This window comes from Salirhabdus sp. Marseille-P4669 (assembly GCF_900240405.1).
Taxonomy (GTDB): Bacteria; Bacillota; Bacilli; order Bacillales; family Alkalibacillaceae; genus OEQK01.
In genome coordinates this window covers 1-26,082 of record NZ_OEQK01000009.1, presented here as the reverse complement: position 1 = coordinate 26,082, position 26,082 = coordinate 1, and the positions used below count along the sequence as shown (strand labels likewise).

The following is a 26,082-nucleotide window of genomic DNA, read 5'->3' as shown; positions in this document are numbered from 1 at the left end:
AGTATAAAGCTAACCTTTTACATATGTAATAATGGGGCAGTATCTATACAGATACCACCCTATCATTCCATTAGTTTCCACTATGGTTCATTTCAATGTTTTGTTGAATGGTTTCTACCGCTTGATTTAATGCATCCTTTGGTTCCGCATCACCAGTTGCTACCGTTTGAACGGCCTTTTTCATTGGATCCCATACCTCTGCCATTTCTGGTACAGATGGCATCGCAACAGCAAACTGAGATTGCGCCATTACAGCAGCAGCGCCTTGGTTTTCGCTTACCCAAGCTTGATCTTCAATTAACGATACTAATGGTGGGATTTCACCTGTTAGTTCATAGCGAGTCTTCGCATTTTCTTCATTGGATACAAACTCAACAAATTTCTGAGCCCATTCTTTATTCTCACTAAAGTTCGTTACAAACCAGCCTTTAACACCCATGAATGTACCAATATTTTCACCATTTGGTAGCTTAGGCATTGGTGCAAACCCTACATTAATTCCTGCATCTTGATAGTCTTTAAAAGCCCAAGGTCCATTTTGTACCGCAAATGCCTTCCCATCTTTAAATAATGCATTTAATTGATCATTAGAGGTTTCCCCGATAATACCACTTGGGAATAATCCTTCCTCATACCAATTACCGATGTATTCCATTGCTTCTACTGCATTATCGTTGTTCAAGCCAATATCTGAAACATCGTCACCAAAAACATAGGCACCATGTCCATGGAAAATACCATGTGCGTGATAGAAGTCATCCCATATTGCTAAGAAACCATAGTTATCCCCACTAGTAGCCTCTTGAGATAATGTATAAATCTCTTCCATTGTTTCCGGAACCTCTGGAAGTAAATCCTTGTTATAAATAAACACTGGCGTTTCCGTTGCTTTTGGCAAACCATAAAGCTTTCCTTCATACATCAATGCTTCAACAGATGATTCTGTATATTGGCTTTGCACATCGTCGCTTACTTCAATAGGTGCAATATACCCCTTTACTACGGAAGGACCTACACCATCATGAGACATCGTAACAACATCTGGAGCATTTTCTGTATTTCCGTCTAAAGCCATGTTCTCCTGCATTTTGGTAATGTTGTACTCCACAAACTCAATTTTTATTCCATGCTCTTCTTCAAACTTTTTAGCAGCATCCTCTAACGCTACACCTTTATCCTGGTCTTCCCACACAATCAGTTTTTTTGGTTTTTCTGCTTCTGTATTTGTTTCACCATTGTCTTCTGTGGTGTCATTATTTTCTGTTGTAGCTTCGTCTGTTGTTGCCTCATCCTCATCATCTGGACCACAAGCAACAAAAACAGAAAGCATAAGTACGAATACAAACAACAATCCAATTTTCTTTTTCAAATTAGACCACCCCTTTTTAAATTTGCGAAAACGTTTGCACAAACTACAATTCATATTATACACGCACCTTAAAATAATGCAAGCGTTTTCAAATATTAATAGGTTATTAAATTAAAGATATACTTATATTATTTCAAAAAACGATATGATAGTTTTCACTCGTACAATCAATATAAATTAGTGCAAACGTTTGTATAAATGTGCAAGCAGTAAAAAATCAATAATGCAATTGGATTACTCTAAGCATTTTTAAAAAAGGAATGATAGCTCGAAGCTATCATTCCTTTTTTCTTCCTAACCTTCTACATCACGTTTTCGATAACCGATAAAACCAACAATGCATAACACAAATGCAATAACTAGCATAATGGATATATGAGTATAGTTTATATCCTCCATTGGCATTTGCGGAATGTGATGGAAAGGAGACATATTACTTACCCAGTCCGGAAACTTCAACAACTCCCCTAAATAAACAACAAAAAAGGTAAATGTTAAATAAATCCAAGTGAAACCGGTCCATTTAGGTAAAACACCTAAAAATAAGACTCCTAGACCTATCATCATGGCCATCGCAGGAAAATAGATAATCCCTGCTTGATAGGTGTCCCAAAAGGATAAACCACCTTCTACTGCTGCATCACCAGCAGCCCACAATCCAATTGCTGTAAGTGAAAGCATCAAAAAACCAGCAATTACAGATACTACTACATAGCTTCCTAGTAGTTTATAACGGGAAACCACTCTACTTAATAGATGCTCAGTGCGATTTCTTTTTTCTTCTCCCTTCAGCTTATATAAAAACACAATCGGAGGAACAGTAGCTAACATCGACATAATACTCATAATCATCGCAATAAATTGATCCGTGATGGAAACGCCAGTCATAGCCGATAGCATCTGCTTGATGATCTCTACTTCTTCCATAAACATTTCCATTTCTCCAAGAATCGACCCGTAAGATGCACCTAATAGAAACATCCCAATTGCCCACGAAATGATTGCTGTTCGCTGAATTCGTAGTGCTAACCCTAAAGGACTTAGCAATAGTCGAGAAGCATGACTTTTCCCAGACTTTGCTGGTAATAGACCAACACCAAGGTCTCGAATACTATTTAAATAGAAAGCTAGGAAAATGAATAGAACGGAGACTCCAATGGATAACCATACTGGCCACCAATAATTAGCAACATAAACCTCTGTTCTTAATATCCAACCTAGTGGGGATAGTAAGGATAAGGTTTCATTACTTATGTCACCGATTGCCCGAACAAGATAGGTAATAATGAGCGTTGCAAAAGAAAAACTCATTGCTCCACGAGAACTATTCGTAATTTGCGCAAAGATGGCAGTAAGAGCTGTAAACATGATACCCGCACAACCAATTGTCAGTCCATATAAAAGGGACCCTTGAAAATCCATACTTTCAATCTGAAATGCATACAATCCAAAGCCTATTACTAACGCTAAAAGGAGGTTGACTCCAATTAGTACGATGATTGTCGATGTTAAATTGGATAACCGACCCGCTGGAAGAGCACGAATCATTTCTGTTCGTCCTTCCTCCTCATCCAATCTCGTATGACGAATAACGAGCAAAATGCTCATAATCCCAACCGCTACAGCTGTAAATAGCAACATTTCGTGAGCCATCATGGAGCCAATTGTTAAATTGTCTATTCCATATGCTGGTCCAAGCATCGCTTCCATCGCAGGATTTTTCATGGTCATTGCAATAGCTTCTCGTTCACCCTCTGTTTGATATAAATCACCAAATGCGAAGGCAGTAGCAAATGTTACAAGCGCAATGGAAAGTATCCAAACAAGGATGCGAATACGATCTCGCCTTAGTATAAATCTGACGAGCCTCCCTGTACTTTCGTAGGAATCCTTCGCCATTAGTCTCTACCCCCTACTCCCGATTGACTAGATTCGTAGTGTCTCATAAACAAATCCTCTAAAGTAGGTGGTGCACTTTCTAACTTCACTACCTCAAATTGACTCACATGCTGAATGACACGATCTAAGCTTTCTGTATCCACTTGAAAGGATAGACCATTGTCTTTTTCTTCTATATTATGAACCCCGTTTAGCTCTGCCACTCGCGTAATAGGCTGTCTTGTTTCCACAAAAAGATTCATACGAGTTAAATGACGCAATTCATTTAACGTTCCGGATTCAATAATTTCACCTTGCCGAATAATTCCTACCCGATCACATAGCTTCTCTACCTCGGAAAGAATATGACTGGAAAGTAAAATGCTTTTCCCTTCCTGTTTCGCTTCCGTTACACATTGTTGAAAAACGTTTTCCATTAGAGGATCTAAACCTGATGTCGGTTCATCTAAAATATATAAATCTGCATCAGAAGCAAATGCGGACACTAAAGCTACCTTTTGTCTATTTCCCTTCGAGTACGTACCACACTTTTTCGTTGGATCTAAATCAAACTTTTCAATTAGCTCTTCTCGTTTATTTTTATTATTTCCACCCCGTAATTTAACAAATAAATCGATAACTTCACCACCTGTTAGGTTAGGCCATAGATTCACATCGCCTGGAACATAGGCAAGTCGTTTATGAATTTCAACTGCATCCTTCCAAACGTCTAACCCGAAGATTTTTGCATCCCCACTTGTTGCTTTTAAAATACCAAGAAGAATGCGAATTGTAGTGGATTTCCCTGCTCCATTGGGTCCAATAAAACCGTATATTTCACCTTGATTCACTTCCAAGTCTACACCGTTTAATGCAACAAAATCACCAAATCTTTTTGTTACATTCGTAGCCTTAAGCACTGACATACTCCAATCCCTCCCTAAAACCATTAAGTTTTGAAATATTTTAATCTATACAGTTCATAATATACAACATGTAAATTATAAGCAATAGTTTTTGAACTAATTTAATTGTTTTATTTCATAAATTTTATTAAAATGAGGTTGAGGTGGAAAAAATGGATGGTTTTGAACGTCGAAGAGAACAAAAGAAAATGAGCATATTAGAAGCTGCACTTTCATTATTTATGGATTTTGGAACACAAAAGGTATCTGTTGCCGAAATCGCAAAGAAAGCCAATGTGTCTCAAGTTACGATTTATAATTATTTTGAAAGTAAGGACTCCCTAGTTAAGGAAGTATTCAAATATTATGTAGATCAAATATGGGAGGAACAAAGAAAGATTTTAGATAGTGACCTTCCATTTCATGAAAAAATAAAAAAAACAGCCTTCACCAAAAGTGAAGCAACACAAGAAATGACGAATAAGTTTTATGAGGATTTTATGAGAGACTATAGCGCTGGTCAAAGTTATGTAGAGAAACTATATGTTAATGAAGCTCTACCAAAATTAATGACTTTATTTAATGAAGGGCGTGATAATGGCTATATCGATAAAAACATCTCAAATGAAGCGATTCTTCTATATTTACAAATGTTTAAAGAGTACATGCAAAGAGAAGATGTTTCCAAAAAAATATTTCCTTTAACAAATGAACTTACCCATTTATTTTTCTATGGGATCGCTGGAAAAAAGTAAGACGAAAGAATGAAGGGATGGTTTACGAATTTTTTATTTAAGCCATCCCTTTTCTTTTATCCTAGAGATTGCCTCTATTCGATTGCTCACACCTAGCTTATCTAAAATAATCGATACATAATTCCTGACCGTTCCATTTGTTAAGTGTAATTCACCAGCAATTTCTTTCGTTGTTTTACCGTCTGCAATAAGCTGAATTACTTGCTCTTCCCGCTCAGTCAATGGACTTTCATTTTCTCCACTATATGCCATATCAATAAGTTCTGGCGCATATACTCGACGGCCATCCATAATAACTCGAATCGAATTTGCCAATTCCTCACTAGGACTATCCTTTAGTAAATAACCACTCACCTCTGCATTTCTCGCTCGTTGAAAGTAACCACTTCTCGCAAAGGTAGTTAAAATAATGACTTTACATGGATCATCCTTTAATTGTTCAGCAGCATCTAGTCCATTTTTCACCGGCATTTCGATGTCCATAATACAAACATCTGGCTTCTTTTCCTTCACAAGCTCGAGCACTTCTTCCCCGTTGCTTGCTTTGCCAACAACCTCCATATCGTCTTCCAAATCTAATAGAGAGCCTAAAGCACCTAACAACATCCGTTGATCCTCTGCAATAACAATTCGAATCAAATCCATTCCTCCTGATTAATTTGTTCCCGCAACTTTCGGGACTCGTAATACAATCGTCGTTCCGTTATTTGAGATAATTTCGATGTGCCCATTAACAAATTCCAAACGCTCCTTCATTCCCTCCAAGCCATGACCACCAACTATTTCCGATTGGGCTTTAAACCCAACGCCATTGTCCTTTACTTTAAGTAAGACTTCGTTGGAAGATTCCGTGATAAAGATATGGCATTTCGTTGCTTGACTATGTTTAATTACATTCGTAACAGATTCTTTCAGGCACATACTTAACACATTTTCTACAAGCAACGTGGTGTCCGTTAAAACAGGGTCTCCTTCAATCGTATAATCCATTTCCGCCGCTTCTAAAATTTGTTGAATATGTAGTATCTCTTCTTTCAATTTTACCCCACGCATATCAGAAACTAACTCTCGAACCTCCTTTAGTGCCGTCCTTGCCGTCTGGTGGATGTCTTGAATTTCCTTCTTCGCTAGATTGGGGCTTTTTTCTAATAATTTACCTGCTAAATCACTTTTTAGTCCGATTAAAGAAAGCTTATGACCAAGCGTATCATGTAAGTCTCGGGCAATTCGTTGACGCTCCTCCACAATCATAAGTCTAGAGATTCTTTTATTGGCAGACTCCAGCTGACCTTCTAATATTTCCCTTTTCATACGATTATACATTGTAAATGGCAATAAAATGACACCAATTACACAAACAATGACAAAAGGGAATTGGGATAGTATTAATTCTGGATGGATAAATACAACGGTACTGATGGCTGCAATCGTACTTGTAAGGTGTACAACATACAAACTTATAAACGCTGCTTTGCTTTGGATATTCCCAATAAAAAACGCCAAAAAGAGGGCAAAGTAAACATAACCAATCAATAAGGTCATCGCAATACTAATCCCCATTTGAATCGCAATCCAAAGATACAACGTCCAGCCTTTAGATAGAAAGGAAAGTCGATACGAAATAAAAAACACCAAGACCATACAAATACCGTATATTAGTGCAGATGTAGAGGATGAACGGAAAATAAAGTAAAACGGCAAAATACAAAAAATAATCCACACATAAATACTAAGTACCGTACTCTTCGGTATAATTTGATACCAATTTTTCATGAAAACCTCCAAGATTACTGTCTTTTTCATAAAGTATACCAGATAAAGTGTAGTTTCTTTATACCTGATGATAAGGTAATCCAGTTCATTCTAACTCCCATTTCCATAACAAAGAAAATCCAAACCTACACAAATACTGCTGGAAGAGGTTTGGATTTTCTTTAATTTGTTTCCGTCTTTTCTACAATTACTTCTCCTGTAATTGGGGATGCTTATGGCTTAATGTCATTTTTTCCTTTTTCGAATCCGCTAGTATCTTTTTCGCCTCTTTAAACGTTACAAATGTTTTATGTTCCTCATCGTAAAGCCGGAATCGGATGGACTCTAAACTAGTTAACAGCGTAATGGTTGTTGCTTTTTGTAATGGTGGTGTTGATTCGTGTGCCCTTTCCAAATTATAATTTGGTACCATCGGACTTAAGTGATGCACATGGTGATAACCAATATTCCCAGTGAGCCATTGGAAAAGCTTTGGAAGCTGATAATAGGAACTACCATCTACAGCTGCTTTCACATAGTCCCATTCGTCTTCATTTTCAAAATAGGAATCTTCAAATTGGTGCTGTACATAAAACAACCAAATTCCTAGGGCGCCTGCAACAAATAGTATTGGCAATTGCACAATAAGAAACGCCTGCCAGCCGATCGCCCAAATTAATAATGCGTATATTGCTACAATGGATACATTAATAAAATACGTATTCCATCTTTCTTTTCGTTTTGCACCTTTACGATTAAAGCGATTTGAAATTAGAAATAAATAAAGTGGTCCAAAACCAAACATAATTATTGGATTACGATATAGTCGGTATCCTAAACGTCCCCAAAAGCTCGCTTCTTTATATTCTTCCAAGGTCATTACCCATACATCACCTGTGCCACGCTTATCTAAGTTTCCACTTGTAGCATGGTGAATCGCATGACTTCTTTTCCATTTTGCAAACGCAAAGTGTGTAAGTATTCCAGTAAATGTTCCTAAAATTCGATTTGCTTTGTTATTTTTAAAAAAGGATTGATGTGTACAGTCATGGAAGATGATAAAAACTCTTACTAAAAACAGGGCAGCTATTACCGATAATGCTAAGGATAACCAAATACTTATAGATAGGCTTTCGTATGCTAAATACCAAATTAAAAAGAATGGTGGTATTGTATTTACAAGTTGCATAATGCTGGCTTTTAGATCAGACTTTTCATACGGCTTTACATTTTTTCTCAATTCCGCTTGTTTTTTTCTACTCATAATGTCCTCCTCGATAAATCCTTCTAATTTTATAATAGAAAAAAACAGATTATTTTATAAGTCATAAACGTCACAAATTTTTCATGACAAATGTCATGTTACCAAACCACATTGATTATCTTAGGGGTTACGCGATGAAGCTTGGCCACAGCTTCTCATGACAACAATATTGTTCGGGGGGATCAAATTTCCCGAACAAAAAAATCGTCAATCTATAACAGAATGACGACTTCCTAAGCTTCTTTAATTAGGATAGATTTTTAACACTTCATATTGAAATCCTAAATAAGAATAATTTTGTTTCTGATACATGTCGCGTGGGGTATCTTCACCATCCGCAACTAGGATAACCGTTTTATCCTTAAATTGCTCCATGACAAATTGTTGCAATCTACTAGCAATCCCCTTATTTCGGTATAATTCTATTGTAAACAACCCGTCTATTTCAACTGTATCATCGTTTACAATCGAATCGACTGCTCCAGCCGGTTCTCCCTTATAGAATGCTAGAATCTGTATGACTTTGTCTTTTGAGTAGTTCTCTTTATGAATATCTACTTTTCGATTTGCAAATGCTTCCCCATAAGCAAGGTCTTGATCATACTGGAGTGCAAGATATTGATTAAAGTTCGCTTTTGTAACTCTTTGAACACGGATATCCTCGTTATGCTCGATACGAGGAAACTCATGTGGTCTTATCCCATACAACTCAAGAAAGCCCGAATCATATTCCGCTTTCTGAAAGTATTCTACCAACTCACTAGACGGCGCTACATTTTCTGGCAAATAAAACTTCACATGGTTCTGCCCATTACGAAGGTGATAGTCACGCAAGTATGCTGCTACCTTTTGGAACTCCTCTACGGAAGGAATTGTTTTAAATTCTATGAAGTTCCCGTCATAGAGTAATAGAAAATCGGAAAAATGTACATGACGGTACCGTTCATTCTCAGCAACGACTTTCCCTTGTTTATAAATGTTACGAAATGTAATGCCGTTCATTGTTTTCCCCTCAATTTACATAATATGATTTTTCATCCAGTTTACTAAGTCATGGAGATTTTGTAAAGAAACGGTATGTCCTACAGGATAATGTTGAAATGTGACAGATGCACCCTGTTCCTGTAAAAAGCTCGCATTCTCTTTTCCCCATTCAAAAGGCAAGACATGATCTGTCTCCCCGTGCGAAATAAAGAAGGATACATTTTGTACATCTTGAATGGTATATTCTCTTTTTACGAAATCCGGTATATATCCACTGAGTGCAGCAACTCCTTTAACGCGACTTCCTAGCGATAATCCAAGCGTCATGGAAAGGATTGCTCCTTGGCTAAAACCGAGCAAAAACATATTATCTTGATCAACAGGGTATGCCTCACAGGCTTCGTCTATAAAATCTGTGAGCTCATTAATGATTCCATCGAAAACTGTTCGATGTGGCCATCTTGTCCACTACCGAATTAAACAGTTTACTTTCCTATTTCCTTGTCTCTTTGCGTAATATTGGCGCAACCTTAACAGCAAGGAGCTCAATTGTTTTTGCGATTTTTGTAAATGGCATTGCCCCAATATCCGTTTGGAGCATAAAACGAGTATGACCAAATAATTCATGTTGATAAAGAATGTCTTTTATCGTGTAACTAAAGCTGTGTCCATACGAATGTAATGGATTGGATTCTATTTGATTACCATATGAATCGCATTTTTGGATGGGTCTTCAACCACATATTTGTCTTGTTTTTTTATTACCTCATAGCCCTTTGATTGTAGTTGTTTGACAACTTCCATTCTTTTCGCCTCATCCGGATAAACCAATGTATACCAATTCAGACCAACACTGTTTTTACTTGGCGCTTTTGCTCCAACACCATTCCAAACGTTTAAACCAATATGGTGGTGGTATCCATTTGTAGAGGTAAATAGTGCACCAGGATAAGTAGTAACAATATCAAATCCTAAACCACCCATGTAAAAATCCTCTGTTGTTTTTAAGTCGGATACATGCAAATGAATATGACCCATAACCGTTTCTTCTGGTAAGCCATTCCATTCTTTTTGACTTTCCGCAAGAAGCCCGTTTCCATCAAGTGGATCGGTTACCATATGAACTTGATTATTGTTCCATATCCATTCAGATGCTGGACGGTCACGATATACTTCGATTCCATTTCCATCTGGGTCAGAGAAATAAAGTGCTTCACTAACATGGTGATCTGACGCGCCCAATTGGACACCTGATCGGATTACATGCTTCAGAAAAGCAGATAAATCAGCGCGTGAAGGTAATAATATAGCAAAATGATATAACCCTGTTGTTTTACTCTCTTTCGGCACCACATCACTTGGTTGTTCAATCGTCAGCAACGCATTCTTACCGTCAGCCGTTAATACTGCTTTATTATTTGTCTTTTCTAATACGTTAAAACCTACAATCTCTTGATAAAACTGTAGGGATTTATCAAGATCTGTAACATTTATACTCAGGCCGCCTACATATACAGTTGGCTTTTCAAAAAATTGTTTTTCCATTTTTATCATCCTCTTCTCAAACCATTTTTAGGGAAGTCTTAAATCCATTCCTTTATAGTATCTATCGTACTTGAAGTATTATAAAAGGGGGTTAAAAAAATGAAGGGCCTCCATCTATACACAAGGAAGCCTTAATTCATTATCGAATTTGCTTAAACGCTCTCGCCCAAGCTATTACTTGGTCAAGCATTTGGTTTGCATTGTCTGCATGATAGTCTGCTGGTGTAAAAGTACTCATATTTTCAAAGTCGGTCATTAATGAGAAGGTTACTGCTGTGCGTACATCGGCTACTTGAAGTTCTCCCAAGATTAATCGCATGTTTTCGTGAGCACGAGCACCACCTAAACTTCCATAGCCAACTAATCCAGCTACTTTGTTGTTTACTTCTGGATTTAAATAGTCGAGTGCATTTTTTAATGCCCCGCCAATAGCATGGTTATATTCAGGAGTAATAAAAATGTAACCATCAAATGAAGCTATTTTATCTGACCAATCTTTAGCAGCCATTTCGGCTTTATGCTTTTCATTATCTGCTACATTTGCACCTAACAATGCTAGAGGATATTCTTTTAGATCAACGATTTCATACTCGACCCTATCATTTCGTTTTGTCGCAAAATCATAAACCCATTTTGCTACCACTTCCCCATTTCTTCCTTCACGAACACTTCCAATAACGATTCCAATCTTAAGGTTCTCTTCTACGACTGTTTCCTTTTGCTTTGTTGATTTACCGAATAATTTTCCTAAAAAACCCATTGCTGTTAGCTCCTTTTTTGTCATTTATTACGAATTCGAGATATATGGTTAAATTTTTTGGGGCTTCCTTAATGGAAGCCCGTTGTTATTACTTATCGAACTGTTTTTAAAGCAGTGCTCCAAGCAATAACTTGATCTAGCATTTGGTTTGCGTTGTCAGCATGGTAATCTGCTGGTTTGAATACGCTCATGTTTTCGAAATCTGTCATAAGTGAGAATGTTACAGCTGTACGAACATCCGCAACTTGTAGTTCGCCTAGGATTAGACGAAGGTTTTCGTGTGCACGAACTCCGCCAAGACTTCCGTATCCTACAAACCCTGCAGCTTTGTTGTTTACCTCAGGGTTTAAGTAGTCTAGAGCATTCTTAAGAGCTCCACCTACAGCGTGGTTATATTCAGGAGCAACAAAGATGTAGCCATCGAATGAAGCCATTTTTTCAGACCAAGCTTTAATTGCTGCTTGTGCTTCTTCCTGTTGCGCTTCTGGTAAAGCAGCACCTAAAAATGGAAGATTGTAGTTTGCTAGGTCTACAATTTCATATTCCACATCGTCGTTACGTTTTGTTGCAAAATCATAAGTCCAGTTAGCAACTGCTTCTGCATTACGTCCTTGACGTACACTACCTAAAACAATACCAATTCTTAGCATGATGATTCCTCCAATTATGATAAAATTTTTGCTCTATTGTAAGCAATTATATATTAAATTCATTTATTATGAATTCGAAATAAATTATAAATGAAAAAGACTCCAAAAGTCAATCCCTTTGTTTCGAATTCATTTATTTCTAATTCGAGTGTTTAGTGCAAAAAAAGTTAAAGTGCTTGCGCATGGTATCCAAGCTTCTTTAACAATTCAATCATCGTCTGCTTTTCATCAATTGAAAGACCACCCATAATCATTCTCATCGCCTCTTGATGCTTTGGGAAAATATCTTCCATAAACTGTTGACCTTTCTCCGTAAGCCCTGCATACGTGACCCGGCGATCACTAGGACAAGCTCGACGTCTAATAAAGCTTTTCTCTTCAAGTTTATCCACAACATACGTAATACTACTGCTTGCTAACAATACCTTTTCTCCAATTTTCTGTATTGGTTGCTCACCTTTGTGGAATAACAATTCAAGCACGGAAAACTCCGTTAAATTTACACCATGACTCTTAATATCTTTAACGGATTGTTTTTCAACAGCCTGTAATGCACGCGTTAGCACTACAAATAGCTTTAAGGACAATTCACTATCCTTTACCTGGTTATCCATATTATCCATCCTTTTATTCATATCTCGGATTCGAAATAATTATAAGCTAAATCCCTTTATATGTCAATCACACATCATGTAAAGGGCCATATATAAGCTATTTTCGACACTATTTATATGAGATATACAAATAAAGAACGATATTGTCTCAGACAATATCGTTCTACTTCATGAAAGCTTTCTTATTTTGCAAAGAAGGCACGTGCCATTTCTAAGTATGGTTTGTCTTCTTCCAATAAATCTTCCTCATGATAGATTGCCTCTACTGGACATACCGCTTCACAAGCCCCACAGTCAATACAAATATCAGGATCTATATAAAACTGATCTTTTCCTGGTTCTATACAATCTACTGGACATACATCTACACATTCCCCTGCTTTTTCATCTTTACAGGGAGCAGTTATAATAAAAGCCATCTAGTATCCCTCCGTTGTTCGTAATAATACTATATGTAGTCTATAAATATAAATCTATCAATAATGAAACGATTATACAATTTTAACGCTTTCTCTATGTTTCGTAAATTCATTTTTAAAATTGTCTATAATTTGTAACATAGATCCAAACGTATTTTCTAAATTTGTGTGCTTTAATAATAGCTCTTTCTCCTTTCCGCCATTATTAGATAGAAAAAGCATCCCCTTTAGGAATGCTTTTCTCATATTAGGATTGTTCTTGCTCTTTATCGTCAGTCGATTCTACAATCTCTGCCTTTACTTTTGTTACACGTCGGTTTATTACTTCTTCCACACTAATCTTTAAATTCTTATAGAGGAAGAAGTCATCCTTTGACGGTATGATACCAAAGTTCTCAATTACCCAACCACCGAGTGTATGGTAAGAGCTTTCTGGTTCTTTCACACCCATCATATAAGCAAAATCGTCTAAAGGATATTGAGCATCAAATTTATATACATGATCATTTATTTGTTTCATGGATGTTATCTTTTCATCCTGCTCATCCCAAATTTCACCTACAAGCTCCTCAAGCACGTCTTCTAAAGTTATCAATCCAGCAGTTCCACCATATTCATCTAAAACAATCGCCATATGAACCTTTTCTTTTTGTAACTGTGGTAAGAGATCTGAAATCTTCATTGATTCGACTACAAACATCGGCTCTCTTAACAGCTCTCGAATGTTCGCATTATTATATTTAATCAAGTGCACGAAAAATTCCTTTTCCGATAATATACCAATTATGTTATCAATACTATCCTCATAAACCGGTATTCTCGAAAAACGTTCATCAAAGAACACTTTTTTCACGCTATCTAACGTATCATTCACATCTATAGCCACCATGTCAATTCTCGGCGTCAATACTTCTCCAGTAATGGTATCATCGAAATTCATGGATCGGTGAATCAATCTCCACTCATCTTTATCAATAACACCTTCTTGTTCACTTATATTAATCATCACTTTAATTTCATCTTCTGTTACAGATGGTAAATCATCGCCCTTAGCAAAATATTTATTCACTAAAGCTTTTAGCTTAATAAAAAAGTAATTAAATGGTGTAAACAATTTTATTAAGTAAAATAAAATTCCGGAAATAGCTAATGAATAAGATTCTGCATTTTCCTTTGCTAACGATTTTGGAAGAATTTCTCCAAAGATAAGGATTAAAATGGTAACCAAAACCGTACTGATTACTAAAGCCAAATTCCCACCAAACAATTGGGTAGCAAGTGCCGCAGAGATACTGGCTGTTGCGGTATTTACAATATTATTCCCTATTAGAATTGTTGTTAAGGTTTTATCAAAGTTCTCAGCAATATAAAGTGCTCTTTTGCTGCCTTTTCTACCTTCCTCCACAAAGTTCTGCAAGCGAATTTTATTTACACTTGAAAATGCTGTTTCTGCAGATGAAAAGAATGCGGATAATAATATTAATGAAACTAATAAAATAATGGTATTCAGAGGTATTTCGTCCAAAAAATGTCACTCTCCTAAAGATGGTTTCTTTTAATTTGTATTTTTTAAACAGCTGTTCACCGTTTTATTTCCTAATCGTATAAATTTCCCTTAGTTCTTTCCGAAAATGGGCGATATTATTTTGTAAGATTTAAGGGATATCGTATACAACATAATATTAAGTTAATTACGTTTTACTGTACAGTTAAATGTTCCATACATCCTACACCGAAACGTTATAGTGAAATTATTTTTTCTATACAGAGTAGGTGAACTTCTATAAAATAAATATATTGCACATATTAAAAGCATCGGCTCTACATAGGAGGAAATACATGAATAAACGTGTCTATTTTTTAATGATCGTATCGTTTGTAATTGGAATGGTTGAATTAATTATTAGCGGCATTCTTGATTTAATAGCCGATGATTTACATATAACCTTAGGACAAGCCGGATTTCTCATCACTATTTTTTCGTTAATTTTTGCAATTGGCGGTCCTATTCTCTTAGTTACAACTGCTAAAGTGGAACGAAAAAAGCTAACACTTATGAACTTGTTTATTTTTTTAATCGGTAATATTGTAACGGTATTGAGCACGAATTATGCGATGGCACTGGCGGGTAGGATCATTTCAGGTTTAAGTGGGGCTCTACTCGTTATTTTATGTCTCGTAATGGCTCCAAGTATGGTAGAGCCGAAATACCGTGGACGAGCTATCGGCACTATTTCCATGGGAGTTAGCGGTTCTTTAGTGTTAGGTGTTCCGATTGGTCTTATGCTCGGAAATGCTTTTGGGTGGCGAGCACCATTTATTCTAATCTCTTGTTTAACCGTATTGTCCATCATTGGTGTTTACTTCCTTATGGAAAAAGTAGAACCAAAAGCCTATGCACCTTTAAGTAAAATGATGGCATCATTAAAAGGACAGAAGATTTTTTTTGCACAAGCAACTACCTTTTTATACATGACAGGACATACAGTTCTATACGCTTACTTTAAGCCCTTTATCCAAACAACTACTGGACTAGAGGGTACATGGATAAGTATTATTTATTTCTTATTTGGTATCGCAGCTGTAAGTGGGGGTGGAATTGGCGGGACATTAGCGGATCTATTTGGAACGAAACGAACCATTTTAACCTCAATTTTTATCTTTAGCATCGTGTTTTTTGTATTACCATTTATGACCGGTATATTACCGCTATTTTTCGTTGGAATTGTTATTTGGGGATGTTTAAGCTGGGCGATATCCCCAGCAATGCAAAGCTATTTAATTGATAATGCACCGGATACCGCCGATGTTCAACAAAGCTTAAATAACTCCTCTTTACATTTGGGAGTTGCCGTTGGATCTTTAATAGGTGGATATGTAATTGAGACATTTTCTGTGGAGCAAAATGCGTTGGTAGGAGGTATACTCATTACCCTGTCTCTTATTACTGCTATTTTATCCACGCGCAGTAAGCCGTTAGGCAAGACCAATGCCGTCAAGGTTTAAAATTTAATGAAAAGACTCCGATTCGAATGGGATTAGCAACATTCGAATCGGAGTTTTTTAATGATTACTTTGCGTTACCTTTTGCCTACCTGGCAACCGGAGGGATAGTCCTACATTTAGCAAGCAGAAGATGAAGCAAACCACTATTACAGTATGAAGATGTTCTGTATCCACATATTGATTAAACAAAATACCTAATAAACTCCCTGATAATATTGCCCCTGTATAGCGACTTGTTTGAAATAAGCCGGATGCCGTCCCAGTATCCTCCCTAGGGACATGTTCATAAAGAGCCGTTTGAGCTGAAATATTATTGAAGCCATTACTTATTCCAAGTATGGACATAATGATAAGCAACCACCAAAGAGGGGAGGCTTCATTGTAGGATAATAATAGACCTGTTCCCACTAAAAGGAAGCTTGCTCCAGTTAGCATAGGTATTTTTGAGCCGTACCAATCAATCATTCTGCCAACAATCGGTGCTACGATAACACTAAAACCAGCAAGAGCTAGCATAATGAAGCCGGTATGCTCCGCACTATATCCCCTTGCTTGCTGCAAAAAAGTTGGCAGACCAAAAAAATAACAATAATAGACAAGATTAATCGTCATAAATTGCAAATATACAAGCGTAACATTCCCATTTTTCTTTAAGGCTGTAATATCAATAAATGGCGCGTGATAGCGAATCTCATAAAAATAAAATAGGATTCCAAATAACAGAAAAATACCAAAAGCAATCCAATTTATATGTTGTTCTAAAGACAACAGGAACAAAATTAATCCAATCACAGATACGATAAATAAAAAAATACCGATTATGTCCATTCGTTTGAAATTAAATTTTCCTTGTCCTGTATTTGGCAAAATAAAAATAGCCAAAAGAAATGATATGATGATAAAAGGAAAATTAATGATAAAAATAGATGGCCAATCCCATACACCAATTACGACCCCACCAATAGATGGACCAAAAGCAGAGGATATATTGGCAAAAACCGATAAAGTAGCTAAAGCTTGGGCTTGCTTGTCCGTTATGCTTGTTCGCACCATACTCATGCCACTAGGAAAAAGCGTAGAGCTCCCGATAGCTTGTAAAGCTCTACAACCGAGCAGGAAATAGTAATTAGGTGAAAATGGTGCAAGTAAGCAAGAAGCTGCTACCAGCACAAGACCTACCATAAACATTCGTTTCGCACCAAACATATCACTCAATTTCCCCATGACCGGTTGTCCCACCGCACTAGCTAAATAAAAGATAGAAATCAACCATGTTGCATCCGCAAAGGTCAACTCAAATTCCATCTGCAAACGGGTTAACGCAACGGAAATCATCGAAGAATTTAATGGATTTAGCATAGTACCCAAGCCGATTGTAAGCACGAATATCCAAGATGAATTTCTCCACTTTTCTAACATTTCATCACCTAACTAAATTGTATGTCTAATCTAAAGCATATTGTTAAGGTTACCCTTCCAATACTTTCACATACACCGTTCTTCTCCTCGGACCATCAAACTCACAAAAATATACACTTTGCCATGTACCAAGAATAAGTTTGCCATCCGATATAATCAATGTTTCATTTGCACCGATAACCGATGATTTCATGTGGCCATCTGAGTTCCCTTCCATATGTACATATTCCCTTTTGTTCGGAAAGGTTTGATTTAGACCAACACTTAAATCTCGTTTCACATCTGGGTCAGCATTTTCATTGATCGTTATGGCTGCTGTGGTATGAGGACAATATACAACCATGAGACCATCTTTCACTCCACTTTTCATTAGGGCATCCTCTAAGTATGGGTCTAACTCGGTGAAACTTTGCTTTTCATAGGTTGAAATTTGATATTGAAATAAAGTTTGGCTCACGTATATCAACTCCTAACCTTAATCCTTTTTGTTCCAATTATAAAGAAAGAAGCTACTTTTTCCTAACGAAAAAGCAACCTCTTTCTTAAACACGTTTTCGAAATCGATCTGGAATCGATTCTTTCCATCTATCCTTCAACCAATCTTTACGTATAGTTGTCCAGTCTTTGTAACTGTTTAAGCTGTGAATTCTCCAATACATTGGCGGATGGGGAAGAAATTGAAATTCTAAGAAGCGCCATCCCCAAGTGTCTCTTTCAACGCCACTCTTCTTTGCAGTTGGCATTTGTTGATTAGAAAATTGATATTCCATTGATTTATCTACATCTTTTTCCTGATTTATCGTCAAATCAATTAATCCTTGCGCTAACTGCCTACGTCCATTCGGCAGCAAGCCCGCACCTAAATAATCCGCACGTACTTCAGTCCATTGTGACACAAAGGATAGGAGCAAAGGAAAGGCAAACATGATACCATACACAATGACAAATAATAGGACACCATGATTTTCTGCAAGCCACTTTAATTCATCAAACAAAAAATATACAACAGTTGCTAGCATCCCAATGTAAAGTAATCTTGTTAACTGTATAGTTAAAACATCTCGTTTCTTAACATGGACTGCTTCATGAGCTAATATCGCATCCACCGAATCAGATGGTAGCTGCAAAGTAGCAGATGTTAAAATAACGGTTCCACTTCCAATATTCATTCCTGTAGCCAGACCATTATAAATGGGAGACTCCGAGATATATAGTTTGGCATTTGGAATTCCTGCTTTTGCAAAGATTTTTTTTGCTCTTTCGTATAAATCACCATCTAATACAGGAATGGCATCTGAACCTGCTCGTAATACCTTATCCGATACATAAAGATTCAACAGCCACCAACCTACAATAGTTATAATCATAGCTACTATTGGAACATCTAGCCATATAAGAAGTAATAGTAAGCCTGTATAGCCTGAGATACCCTTTATGGTTATCGCAAAATACCCTTTCCAAAATAGACGTTTCAAATTAGAGGAATGCCATAACGGAAGAACCTTTTTCTCCTCTTCCAAATTCGCTGTTGGTAAAAAGGCTCGTAATTGGTGACTCCACTTTTCTACCTCTATTGGTGTTAAATAAAGAATTTCTCCAGGAAAAGTAAGTTTAAGTACTTTTTGAAAGGATTGTGTAAAATCTAAGTTAGAAGACAAAAAAGAAAACATCGGATGCAATTTAAGAAGGTCTACAGAAGTCTCGACCGTCACATCCTTTACGTCATGCAATGGATAATCTCTTGATTGAAACCGAGAAACGATAACGATACGCTCGTCTTTTGGAATAAAATAAATGCTCGTTGTTCCAAAATTCCCCAATCGTATGATCGATTGAACAACAATCGAAATAAGCATAAATCCAATAAAAAGTTTTATTACTGCATATGTTTCGGGTCCAAACAGTAAAAAGGAAATGGCTCCAAATGAGACAAACAAAGTAATAGTATAATCCATAAGGAGCCGCTTCATTTCACGCTTTTGTTTTATTTCAACATATTCTACAGTAGCTAAAAATCCCATTATCTCTTGGCGCTTGATACGTTTCCCTCGTTCAAATAGTTGTGCAAACTCTGCATAGCTTGCAGCCCCTAGTGAAATTAGTAACATCGCTTCGCCAAAAGAATAGGAAACAAATAAATAAATAGTTACACCAATAACAATAGCTACTTCCACTATAAGATTGATCTTTTTTGGTAGGATGCCCGATAGGATACCTAATGAGATACCGAGAAAAAGGATTGTTCCTATTACTAAGAAGTTAGGTACCACTCGGACCACCACGAATTTCTAGTACATTACTCATTTATTTTACTAGCCTCCACCATGCTTTCAGCTAAATGCTGAAAACGCTCAAGAGATAGCTCTGTGTCTGAAAACACAACGGAATAATTTAGACCTTCCTCCTGCCAAGTTAAGGATCGGAAATCATTCATTTCCATGTACAGCGCTTGTTGACCTCGGATTGTTATGTCTTCCTCATCCGCAAAAGTAGCTTCGATCTTTTCATCTGATGGAAATACGGTTATGAAAAAGTATGGGAATCCATCCTTTTCATATTCGATATTTATTTCCGTTCGATTTAGCTCCCCTTTGAGCTCTAATTGCTCTATTCTAGCAATAGTTAGTCCTTCTATCTCTGGAAGAACAAAAAAGGACTTCCCAATACTCTTTACCGCTTCCTCCAACGTAACCTCCGTTGCTTGTTGCAAGTCATCCATACTTTCTATCGTTACATCTGATGGTAGCTCTATCGTAAACGTCTCCGATGTAAACTTCGGATTGAATTCCAACTTCGTATATTCGTAATCTGTTTTTATATCACCTGAGGTCGAAATCATCTTTAAGACCATCCAATTTTCTTTATCAATCCATACCTCTATATCCCCTAACAGGTTTGCTTTGTCTTTGGCCTTTGCAATAAGATGATAGGTCTTCCTACCAGCTACTTCCTGATCTTCACCTTCAGTAAGGTCATGAGTATCACGAATAACCTTAAGTAATGACTCCGCCTGTTCTTTCGGGGACATTTGATTCATTGAAAGTAATTCTGCATCTTCTATTGTAAATGCGGTATTTGTCTTAGGCGTATAGGTGGTAAGCTTTTTTCCATCGTTTAACGCAATGCTTTTGTCCTCTCCTTCACTTGTTTCCGCTTTACGATGACCTTGTTCATTAACCCATTCTTTCAGCTGAATTGTATCGATAACTTCGTCCTTTTCATACATTTTAATAGTTGCTTCACCGTAATACTCTAATGTCGCTTGAGGCTCTTCTAGTGCATTTGTTAAAACTTGTTCGGGCATAAATTGATTCTCACCCGCAGTAGAACCACAGCCGTATAGACTTAAAGAAACAATACTAGCAGCAACATATCCAAACCATTTATTTTTCATCATCCATAACCTCCTTTTTAGGTAACTTGCAAACGACACATGTACCAATATTTATTTCTGAAAGGAAATTCACTTCGCCTCCGTGTTTTTCCACGATTTGCTTCGTAATGCTCAAGCCCAATCCAGTACCTCTTGCATCTTTTTTACTTCTCGCCTGATCGGCTTGATACAATGGATCAAAAATATGATTCCATTTCTCTCTTTCAATACCCACACCTTCGTTTTGAACGATGAGATACACACAATCCTTATGCGTGAAGTCGCAATATTTTTGCACAAAAGGAAACAACCAACTAGGCAATTCTTGATCATTGGAAACTGCACCTATTGAAATATGGCCGTCCAGTTTTGTATGTTGAATCGCATTGCTCATTAAGTTGTCCGCCACTCGAATCATTTGTTTTGGATTCACCTGGTACTTGCCATCCACATTCGAATAGGTCCGAAGCTTAATGTTTTTCTCCTGGCAAATTGGCTCATAACCAGAAACCAGCATCTCAAAAAACTCATTCCCATCCACTTCTACACGTTTCATTTCGTAGGTAGGAGATTGTAGAAGAGTGTACATTAATAAATCATCTAACATTTGCTTCATAAAATTTGCCTTTTCCACAATTGTATTTCGATAATCTTCTCTTTCTATAGGTGACATCTTCTCTTCCGTCGCCAATGCTTCTGCATAGGCACGAATGGATGTAAGTGGTGTTTTTAGATCATGGGAAATTGCTGCAATCATATAAGCTTTTTCCTCTTGTTCTTTCGCTATTTTTTCTCTTGCTGCTTTAATTTGTTGTTGCATTCGGTAAAAATGGCTAGTCAGTTCCCCAATTTCATCTTTTTTCAGCGGAATTTCTTCTACAAATGCATCATTCGCAAATGCTGTCATTTGATCTCTTAGATAATCCAGCCTTTTGTTTAATTTCCGATTCACAAAATAAACAACAACACTATAAATGGAAATAAACAATACACCAAATAAACCGATGGTAATCCAGCTTCTACTCGAAACTTCCTCTACCCATTTATCTCTAGCAATTTCAACTTTAAAGAACCCGACAATTTCATTCTTATTCCATACTGGTTGCTTATAGGTATAAGAACGATAGCCTCGGTTTAGTTTGTATAAATCCTCATATAACTGCTCTTTATTAGGCACATACTGCTGAATTGGGCTAGAGGAAAATAACGTAATACCATCATCGTTGTATAGAAAGATAGAAACCTGTGCGTCCATTAAATCTTCTAAGTGAGACCGGTCCTCCCTTGCTTGGTAAAGACTAGGGTCATCTAAAATCGAAATGATTGGTTGTACCTTTGTCCAGGTTTGCAAATGCTCCGACACATTTTGGTCATTATGATACGAATTAATCCATGCAAAAAGTAAATAAGCTGCAGCTAAAGGAAGAATCATGACAATAAAGTAAGAAAGCAACAACCATGTTTTCAATTTCATCGTATTTCACCAACAAACTGGTACCCTTTCCCCCAAACCGTCTGGATATAATAAGGCTGTTTTACAGGATCCTTTAATTTTTCCCGAATGGATTTTATATGGACGGTAACCGTATGTAAACCCTCCGCATCCGCTTGCTTCCAAACATGTTGATACAGATCACTCTTTGTAAAAACTTGATTTGGATTTTGAGCCAATACTTTTAAGAGATCAAATTCTTTTGTTGTAAGATATACTTCCGTTCCATCGATAAGTGCTTTATTTTGGTCCCAGTTGATGGTTAAACCATTCGTATAGTTTGTCATTTGGTTCAGTTCCGGTACACCTTTGTACCTTCGCCATCTTCTGAGAAGGGATTCAACCCTTGCTTTTAGCTCTACTAAACTAAAGGGCTTAGCAAGATAGTCATCTGCACCTAAATTAAGACCGGCAACTTTATCTTCATCCTCTTTTTTAGCACTGATAATCATGATTGGAACATCACTTTTCCAGCGAATATTTTTACATAGAGTGAAACCATCCATTTCAGGAAGCATTAAATCGACCAAGACAAGGTCGTAGGATTGAGATTGAAAATCCTCTAAACCTTCTAAACCAGTTGTTGCCCATGTAACTAAGTAACCATCACGGATGAATGTATCCTGAATAACCCGGGCAATTTCAGGATCATCCTCTACGAGTAATAATTGCATATCCATCTGCTTCGATTCCTCCTAAATTGAATGTATCATAGCAAAATCCCACATTTACGTACTTTATCCTTTTTTTATAATTATACAGGATGGCTTCTATAGGTAGGGCTACAGAACCGAAATTCCCCTCTTAATCAACTATTGCATTTTTTCGAATAGACTACTATATGGACTAAAAGTTAAAGAGCATACACAACCAAACTGTTAATTTGCAAAATTATCTGAAAAGTGTCTTAATATTACTATAGGGATAATGGAGAACATGAATTGCATAACGTTAAAGGAGTAGGTTCTGATGGATGATCTATTATTTCGAAAGACCATGGGGAAGTTTGCAACTGGGATTACAGTCGTTACGAGTACGCATAACAATGAGGTACGAGGAATGACTGTCAATGCCTTTATGTCCGTTTCGTTACATCCTAGGTTAATAGTTGTTTCGATCGATGAAAAAGCTTCGATGTATGAACGATTACAAAGCACAAAACAATTTGGTGTGAGCATATTAAATGAAAAACAGAAGGATATGTCGATGATTTTTGCTAAGCAAAAAAATACGGATAGAGAAATAGATTTTGATTATTTAGATGGTGTTCCTGTTTTAAAGAATTCTCTAGCTACACTTGCCTGTCGAGTTTATGATCAGGTGAAGGCTGGTGATCATATGCTGCTAATTGGGCAAGTAACAGACCTTCAGGTGAATGAGCATGAGGAGGAACCAATTATTTACTACAGTAGTAAATATCGAGAGCTGAAGTAGTGCTAGTCTAATTTTTTGTATATTCCTCTCGCTCATTTGATTAATGATGAGTGCTTGTATGTGCTGCGGCAAAATACTTCGCTTTCCTGGGGCACGGTCAAAGCCTCCTCGCGGAAAAGCACCGCTGCGGGGTCGCTGGTCCCCTAGGAGGCTTTGGTTGATTCGTTCCTCAATTACTCTATAATTCATTTGAGATTCGTAAATACACAACTGTAGGTGAATGAAGAGACATAGATCAGACACTAATACAAAACTACCCTGGAAGGCTCAGTACTCTATCCACGGCGTTGTATTTCCTCACAACTCCAGGTTTTTATTCATCAACAATTAAATGAGCGAGAGCAACATTAGAATTGGGTACGAAACTTCTTTTTATAGTATCGATTACGCTCCACAACCTTACACCCGTTGTTTTCAAAGGTTTTGAGCATTGGTATGTTTTTCCTGCTGGTGCTACCGATATAATAGGTGGCTTTAAATGTGTTTTTTAGCAGTTGCAATGCATCCTGGTGCAGTTGTTTACTCTTTCCTTTACCTCTTTCCGTCTGGAGAATTCCAAAGTAAAACAGTCTTCCTTCCTCAATTGTTCCTGGCTCGATATGAGGCAGTATAACGCCAATCGGATTATCCTTTTCAAATGCAACAAGGCAGGATCTCTTATAATGTTGCCCTAGCTCTACCTCTACACTTTTCATTTGACCCTCCACATTCAAGGATGAAGAAGCGTTCCATGATTGATACATACAATTCTCCCACATTGTTACAAACATATCCCGTTTCAGTTCATAAAGGGACTTATATTGAAAATGCAATGGATCGTTTGACAGATGTTCTAAGTCTTTATAGACCATGACGGTTTCATCATGTAAGACAAACGCTTGACTAAGAAGCTCCTGATCCACTTGATTTGAAAACTTGTCATCGATAAGTATATGGACATTATTATACTTTCTCATGCTTGTATCCTCTCTTAAGCACTTTAAAAAGAGAAGTACTTCTTCCTCACTAAGTTCTTTCGTATTTTCAATCGTAATAAAATCATAGCCTTTTATCCATTTTACTTTTTCGTATAAATAGTCCCGTTTATGTTGTTCTACCATTATTACTCCCTACTTTAAGCAATCATTTAATATATTGGTAAGCTTTTCTTTTACATCATCATCCGTCACAAACACACGAACGGGAAAGCCTCGAGTCTCCACATATAATTCAAACTTATCATTCACTTCTTGAGAATAGCCATAAAACTTATTATGTATATCGACTTTTTTCCATTTAAGAGACTTTACGTTTTTCCACTTTATAAATCTACTTCCACTAATGATTCCATCATGAGTAACAGCAAATAAATTTAAGTATTCAGACGCGTTTACAGTTGGCACGAGTAAAGGAAGAAAGTAATACCATTCCATCTTAAAAACAAACAACCCGAGTAAATAGATTAGAATTAAAGCCGTCCATAGAACTATATTAATTATTATTCCTGCCTTTTGCTCCCTATACGTTGGTGCTTTTATTATTTTTTCGGGATACTTTCTTATCGAAGCATTCTCTTCCTCACTAGACGGTAGAAGGGCCGGTTTCTTAAGCTTCCCCATCGTTAGGAGGAATTGATAGCCTTTAAAAAGAAGGAAGAAAAAAAGTAGAACACTCATAACTAGATTTAGCAAAATTCTATTCCCTCCTCGTAACCATTTATCTACTGCCATTTTAACAAAGTACAGTGGGTTATACTATTAGAAGATTAAATAGATTAATACTCCGACTTCATTAAAAGCGAAAACCTAGATTTATAACAGGACGTTCGTACTATTTTATAAATCCACTTATCCAGTTAGAGGATTTATGATCCGTTTACCGAATAAACATGAAACATAACGGTTTACGATATTGATTTTAAAATGAGGTGGTATACGTATGGATATAACAAATGTAGTAAAAGAAGGAATGGCAAATATATTTAAAGGAAAAGAAGGGGTAGGGGGAAAACTTTATTTAACGACGGATAAGGTGATTCATAAAGCCCATAAAATGAATGTTCAGCGGGGAACAGTCGAAATTAACTTAGAAGATATTGAATCTATTGATGTGTACAATAATAAGGTATTAGGGCTTCCTATTAAAAATGGGTTGCAGATTAAAGACAAATCTGGAAGTGTTTATAAATTTGTCGTGTACAAAAGGGAAGAATGGGTCCAAGCTATTGAGGAGCAGTTACGCATGTAATATCTCCTTAATTAAAAGGAACATAGTACTTGGCAAAAAAAAGAAGAGACTGGGCATAACGAAACAGTTTGAATAAAAGGCGAATAATGAACTGAAATAGCGAAGTGTATGGGTCTGCGTAAAATCTTGTGTAAGTAATATTCGACAATCTTCTCAAGGCAAGAAATAATAGGTATGAAAAAATACAATCTGGCAACAATATAATTGCCTTTTACCATAAAACAGGATAGGGCAATG

At 36.8% G+C, this 26,082-nt stretch carries 26 protein-coding genes; 4 read left to right on the top strand and 22 right to left on the bottom strand.

The window, feature by feature from the left end; translation table 11 throughout:
- Positions 1–70 precede the first annotated feature (70 nt).
- The 3 genes from C1A05_RS15875 to C1A05_RS15865 form a co-directional block, all read right to left on the bottom strand.
- Positions 71–1,369: an extracellular solute-binding protein gene (locus C1A05_RS15875; protein WP_200816516.1), complete on the bottom strand. Its 1,299-nt coding sequence runs from the start codon at positions 1,367–1,369 to the stop codon at positions 71–73.
- A gap of 294 nt (positions 1,370–1,663) precedes the next feature.
- On the bottom strand, positions 1,664–3,268 hold the full coding sequence (locus tag C1A05_RS15870; protein WP_102029224.1) for an ABC transporter permease: 1,605 nt from the start codon (positions 3,266–3,268) through the stop codon (positions 1,664–1,666).
- A complete protein-coding gene (locus C1A05_RS15865; protein ID WP_102029223.1) occupies positions 3,268–4,173 on the bottom strand; it encodes an ABC transporter ATP-binding protein in 906 nt (301 codons plus the stop codon). The genes C1A05_RS15870 and C1A05_RS15865 overlap by 1 nt, the downstream gene beginning before the upstream one ends.
- 152 nt (positions 4,174–4,325) lie before the next feature.
- On the opposite strand from C1A05_RS15865, the gene C1A05_RS15860 reads away from it, so the two are divergent.
- Positions 4,326–4,907 carry a TetR/AcrR family transcriptional regulator gene (locus C1A05_RS15860; RefSeq protein WP_102029222.1) on the top strand — a complete coding sequence of 194 codons (582 nt, stop codon included), beginning with the start codon at positions 4,326–4,328 and terminating at the stop codon, positions 4,905–4,907.
- A 33-nt stretch (positions 4,908–4,940) separates the two neighbouring features.
- On the opposite strand, the gene C1A05_RS15855 is transcribed toward C1A05_RS15860, so the two are convergent.
- The 11 genes from C1A05_RS15855 to C1A05_RS15805 form a co-directional block, all read right to left on the bottom strand.
- Positions 4,941–5,546 (bottom strand): response regulator transcription factor, encoded by a 606-nt coding sequence (locus tag C1A05_RS15855; RefSeq protein WP_102029221.1) that lies wholly within the window; start codon positions 5,544–5,546, stop codon positions 4,941–4,943.
- A 15-nt stretch (positions 5,547–5,561) separates the two neighbouring features.
- Positions 5,562–6,680, bottom strand: a complete 1,119-nt coding sequence (locus C1A05_RS15850; protein ID WP_102029220.1) for a sensor histidine kinase — start codon at positions 6,678–6,680, stop codon at positions 5,562–5,564.
- 187 nt (positions 6,681–6,867) lie between these two features.
- On the bottom strand, positions 6,868–7,923 hold the full coding sequence (locus C1A05_RS15845; RefSeq protein WP_102029219.1) for a fatty acid desaturase: 1,056 nt from the start codon (positions 7,921–7,923) through the stop codon (positions 6,868–6,870).
- Between the two features lie 243 nt (positions 7,924–8,166).
- Positions 8,167–8,925 (bottom strand): GNAT family N-acetyltransferase, encoded by a 759-nt coding sequence (locus C1A05_RS15840; RefSeq protein ID WP_102029218.1) that lies wholly within the window; start codon positions 8,923–8,925, stop codon positions 8,167–8,169.
- Between the two features lie 15 nt (positions 8,926–8,940).
- A complete protein-coding gene (locus C1A05_RS15835; RefSeq protein WP_255398326.1) occupies positions 8,941–9,336 on the bottom strand; it encodes an alpha/beta hydrolase in 396 nt (131 codons plus the stop codon).
- Between the two features lie 264 nt (positions 9,337–9,600).
- Positions 9,601–10,452 carry a VOC family protein gene (locus C1A05_RS15830; RefSeq protein ID WP_102029216.1) on the bottom strand — a complete coding sequence of 284 codons (852 nt, stop codon included), beginning with the start codon at positions 10,450–10,452 and terminating at the stop codon, positions 9,601–9,603.
- 139 nt (positions 10,453–10,591) lie between these two features.
- Complete coding sequence (locus tag C1A05_RS15825; protein WP_102029215.1) at positions 10,592–11,212, bottom strand: NADPH-dependent FMN reductase; 621 nt, start codon at positions 11,210–11,212, stop codon at positions 10,592–10,594.
- 92 nt (positions 11,213–11,304) lie between these two features.
- Positions 11,305–11,862, bottom strand: a complete 558-nt coding sequence (locus C1A05_RS15820; RefSeq protein WP_102029214.1) for an NADPH-dependent FMN reductase — start codon at positions 11,860–11,862, stop codon at positions 11,305–11,307.
- Between the two features lie 167 nt (positions 11,863–12,029).
- Entirely contained in the window at positions 12,030–12,476 is a 447-nt protein-coding gene (locus C1A05_RS15815; RefSeq protein WP_102029213.1) for a MarR family winged helix-turn-helix transcriptional regulator, read from the bottom strand.
- Positions 12,477–12,658: 182 nt separating this feature from the next.
- Positions 12,659–12,895 (bottom strand): indolepyruvate ferredoxin oxidoreductase subunit alpha, encoded by a 237-nt coding sequence (locus C1A05_RS15810; protein ID WP_102029212.1) that lies wholly within the window; start codon positions 12,893–12,895, stop codon positions 12,659–12,661.
- Positions 12,896–13,142: 247 nt separating this feature from the next.
- A complete protein-coding gene (locus tag C1A05_RS15805; RefSeq protein ID WP_102029211.1) occupies positions 13,143–14,420 on the bottom strand; it encodes a hemolysin family protein in 1,278 nt (425 codons plus the stop codon).
- Between the two features lie 314 nt (positions 14,421–14,734).
- Here C1A05_RS15805 and C1A05_RS15800 point away from each other — a divergent pair, with 314 nt between their 5' ends.
- Positions 14,735–15,901 carry an MFS transporter gene (locus C1A05_RS15800; RefSeq protein ID WP_102029210.1) on the top strand — a complete coding sequence of 389 codons (1,167 nt, stop codon included), beginning with the start codon at positions 14,735–14,737 and terminating at the stop codon, positions 15,899–15,901.
- Positions 15,902–15,958: 57 nt separating this feature from the next.
- Here C1A05_RS15800 and C1A05_RS15795 read toward each other — a convergent pair whose 3' ends face one another.
- The 6 genes from C1A05_RS15795 to C1A05_RS15770 all read right to left on the bottom strand — a co-directional run bounded on the left by C1A05_RS15795 (position 15,959) and on the right by C1A05_RS15770 (position 22,865).
- Positions 15,959–17,320, bottom strand: coding sequence for an MFS transporter (locus tag C1A05_RS15795; protein WP_102029209.1), 1,362 nt, complete (start codon positions 17,318–17,320; stop codon positions 15,959–15,961).
- Between the two features lie 49 nt (positions 17,321–17,369).
- A complete protein-coding gene (locus C1A05_RS15790; protein ID WP_102029208.1) occupies positions 17,370–17,777 on the bottom strand; it encodes a secondary thiamine-phosphate synthase enzyme YjbQ in 408 nt (135 codons plus the stop codon).
- An 85-nt stretch (positions 17,778–17,862) separates the two neighbouring features.
- The gene (locus C1A05_RS15785; protein WP_234998604.1) at positions 17,863–19,590 is read right to left on the bottom strand and encodes a M56 family metallopeptidase; all 1,728 of its coding nucleotides are present in this window, start codon (positions 19,588–19,590) and stop codon (positions 17,863–17,865) included.
- Between the two features lie 26 nt (positions 19,591–19,616).
- The gene (locus tag C1A05_RS15780) at positions 19,617–20,714 is read right to left on the bottom strand and encodes a LolA family protein (RefSeq protein ID WP_102029368.1); all 1,098 of its coding nucleotides are present in this window, start codon (positions 20,712–20,714) and stop codon (positions 19,617–19,619) included.
- Positions 20,704–22,167, bottom strand: coding sequence for a sensor histidine kinase (locus tag C1A05_RS15775; RefSeq protein ID WP_102029207.1), 1,464 nt, complete (start codon positions 22,165–22,167; stop codon positions 20,704–20,706). Before C1A05_RS15775 ends, C1A05_RS15780 begins: the two co-directional genes overlap by 11 nt.
- Positions 22,164–22,865 carry a response regulator transcription factor gene (locus C1A05_RS15770; protein ID WP_102029206.1) on the bottom strand — a complete coding sequence of 234 codons (702 nt, stop codon included), beginning with the start codon at positions 22,863–22,865 and terminating at the stop codon, positions 22,164–22,166. Before C1A05_RS15770 ends, C1A05_RS15775 begins: the two co-directional genes overlap by 4 nt.
- 289 nt (positions 22,866–23,154) lie before the next feature.
- Between C1A05_RS15770 and C1A05_RS15765 the strand changes: the two genes are divergently transcribed.
- Positions 23,155–23,619 (top strand): flavin reductase family protein, encoded by a 465-nt coding sequence (locus C1A05_RS15765; protein ID WP_102029205.1) that lies wholly within the window; start codon positions 23,155–23,157, stop codon positions 23,617–23,619.
- Between the two features lie 347 nt (positions 23,620–23,966).
- Here C1A05_RS15765 and C1A05_RS15760 read toward each other — a convergent pair whose 3' ends face one another.
- Positions 23,967–24,719 carry a GNAT family N-acetyltransferase gene (locus tag C1A05_RS15760; RefSeq protein WP_102029204.1) on the bottom strand — a complete coding sequence of 251 codons (753 nt, stop codon included), beginning with the start codon at positions 24,717–24,719 and terminating at the stop codon, positions 23,967–23,969.
- 9 nt (positions 24,720–24,728) lie between these two features.
- Positions 24,729–25,289 (bottom strand): hypothetical protein, encoded by a 561-nt coding sequence (locus tag C1A05_RS15755; RefSeq protein ID WP_102029203.1) that lies wholly within the window; start codon positions 25,287–25,289, stop codon positions 24,729–24,731.
- Between the two features lie 247 nt (positions 25,290–25,536).
- Here C1A05_RS15755 and C1A05_RS15750 point away from each other — a divergent pair, with 247 nt between their 5' ends.
- Complete coding sequence (locus C1A05_RS15750) at positions 25,537–25,845, top strand: GRAM domain-containing protein (protein ID WP_102029202.1); 309 nt, start codon at positions 25,537–25,539, stop codon at positions 25,843–25,845.
- The last annotated feature ends 237 nt before the right edge of the window (positions 25,846–26,082 follow it).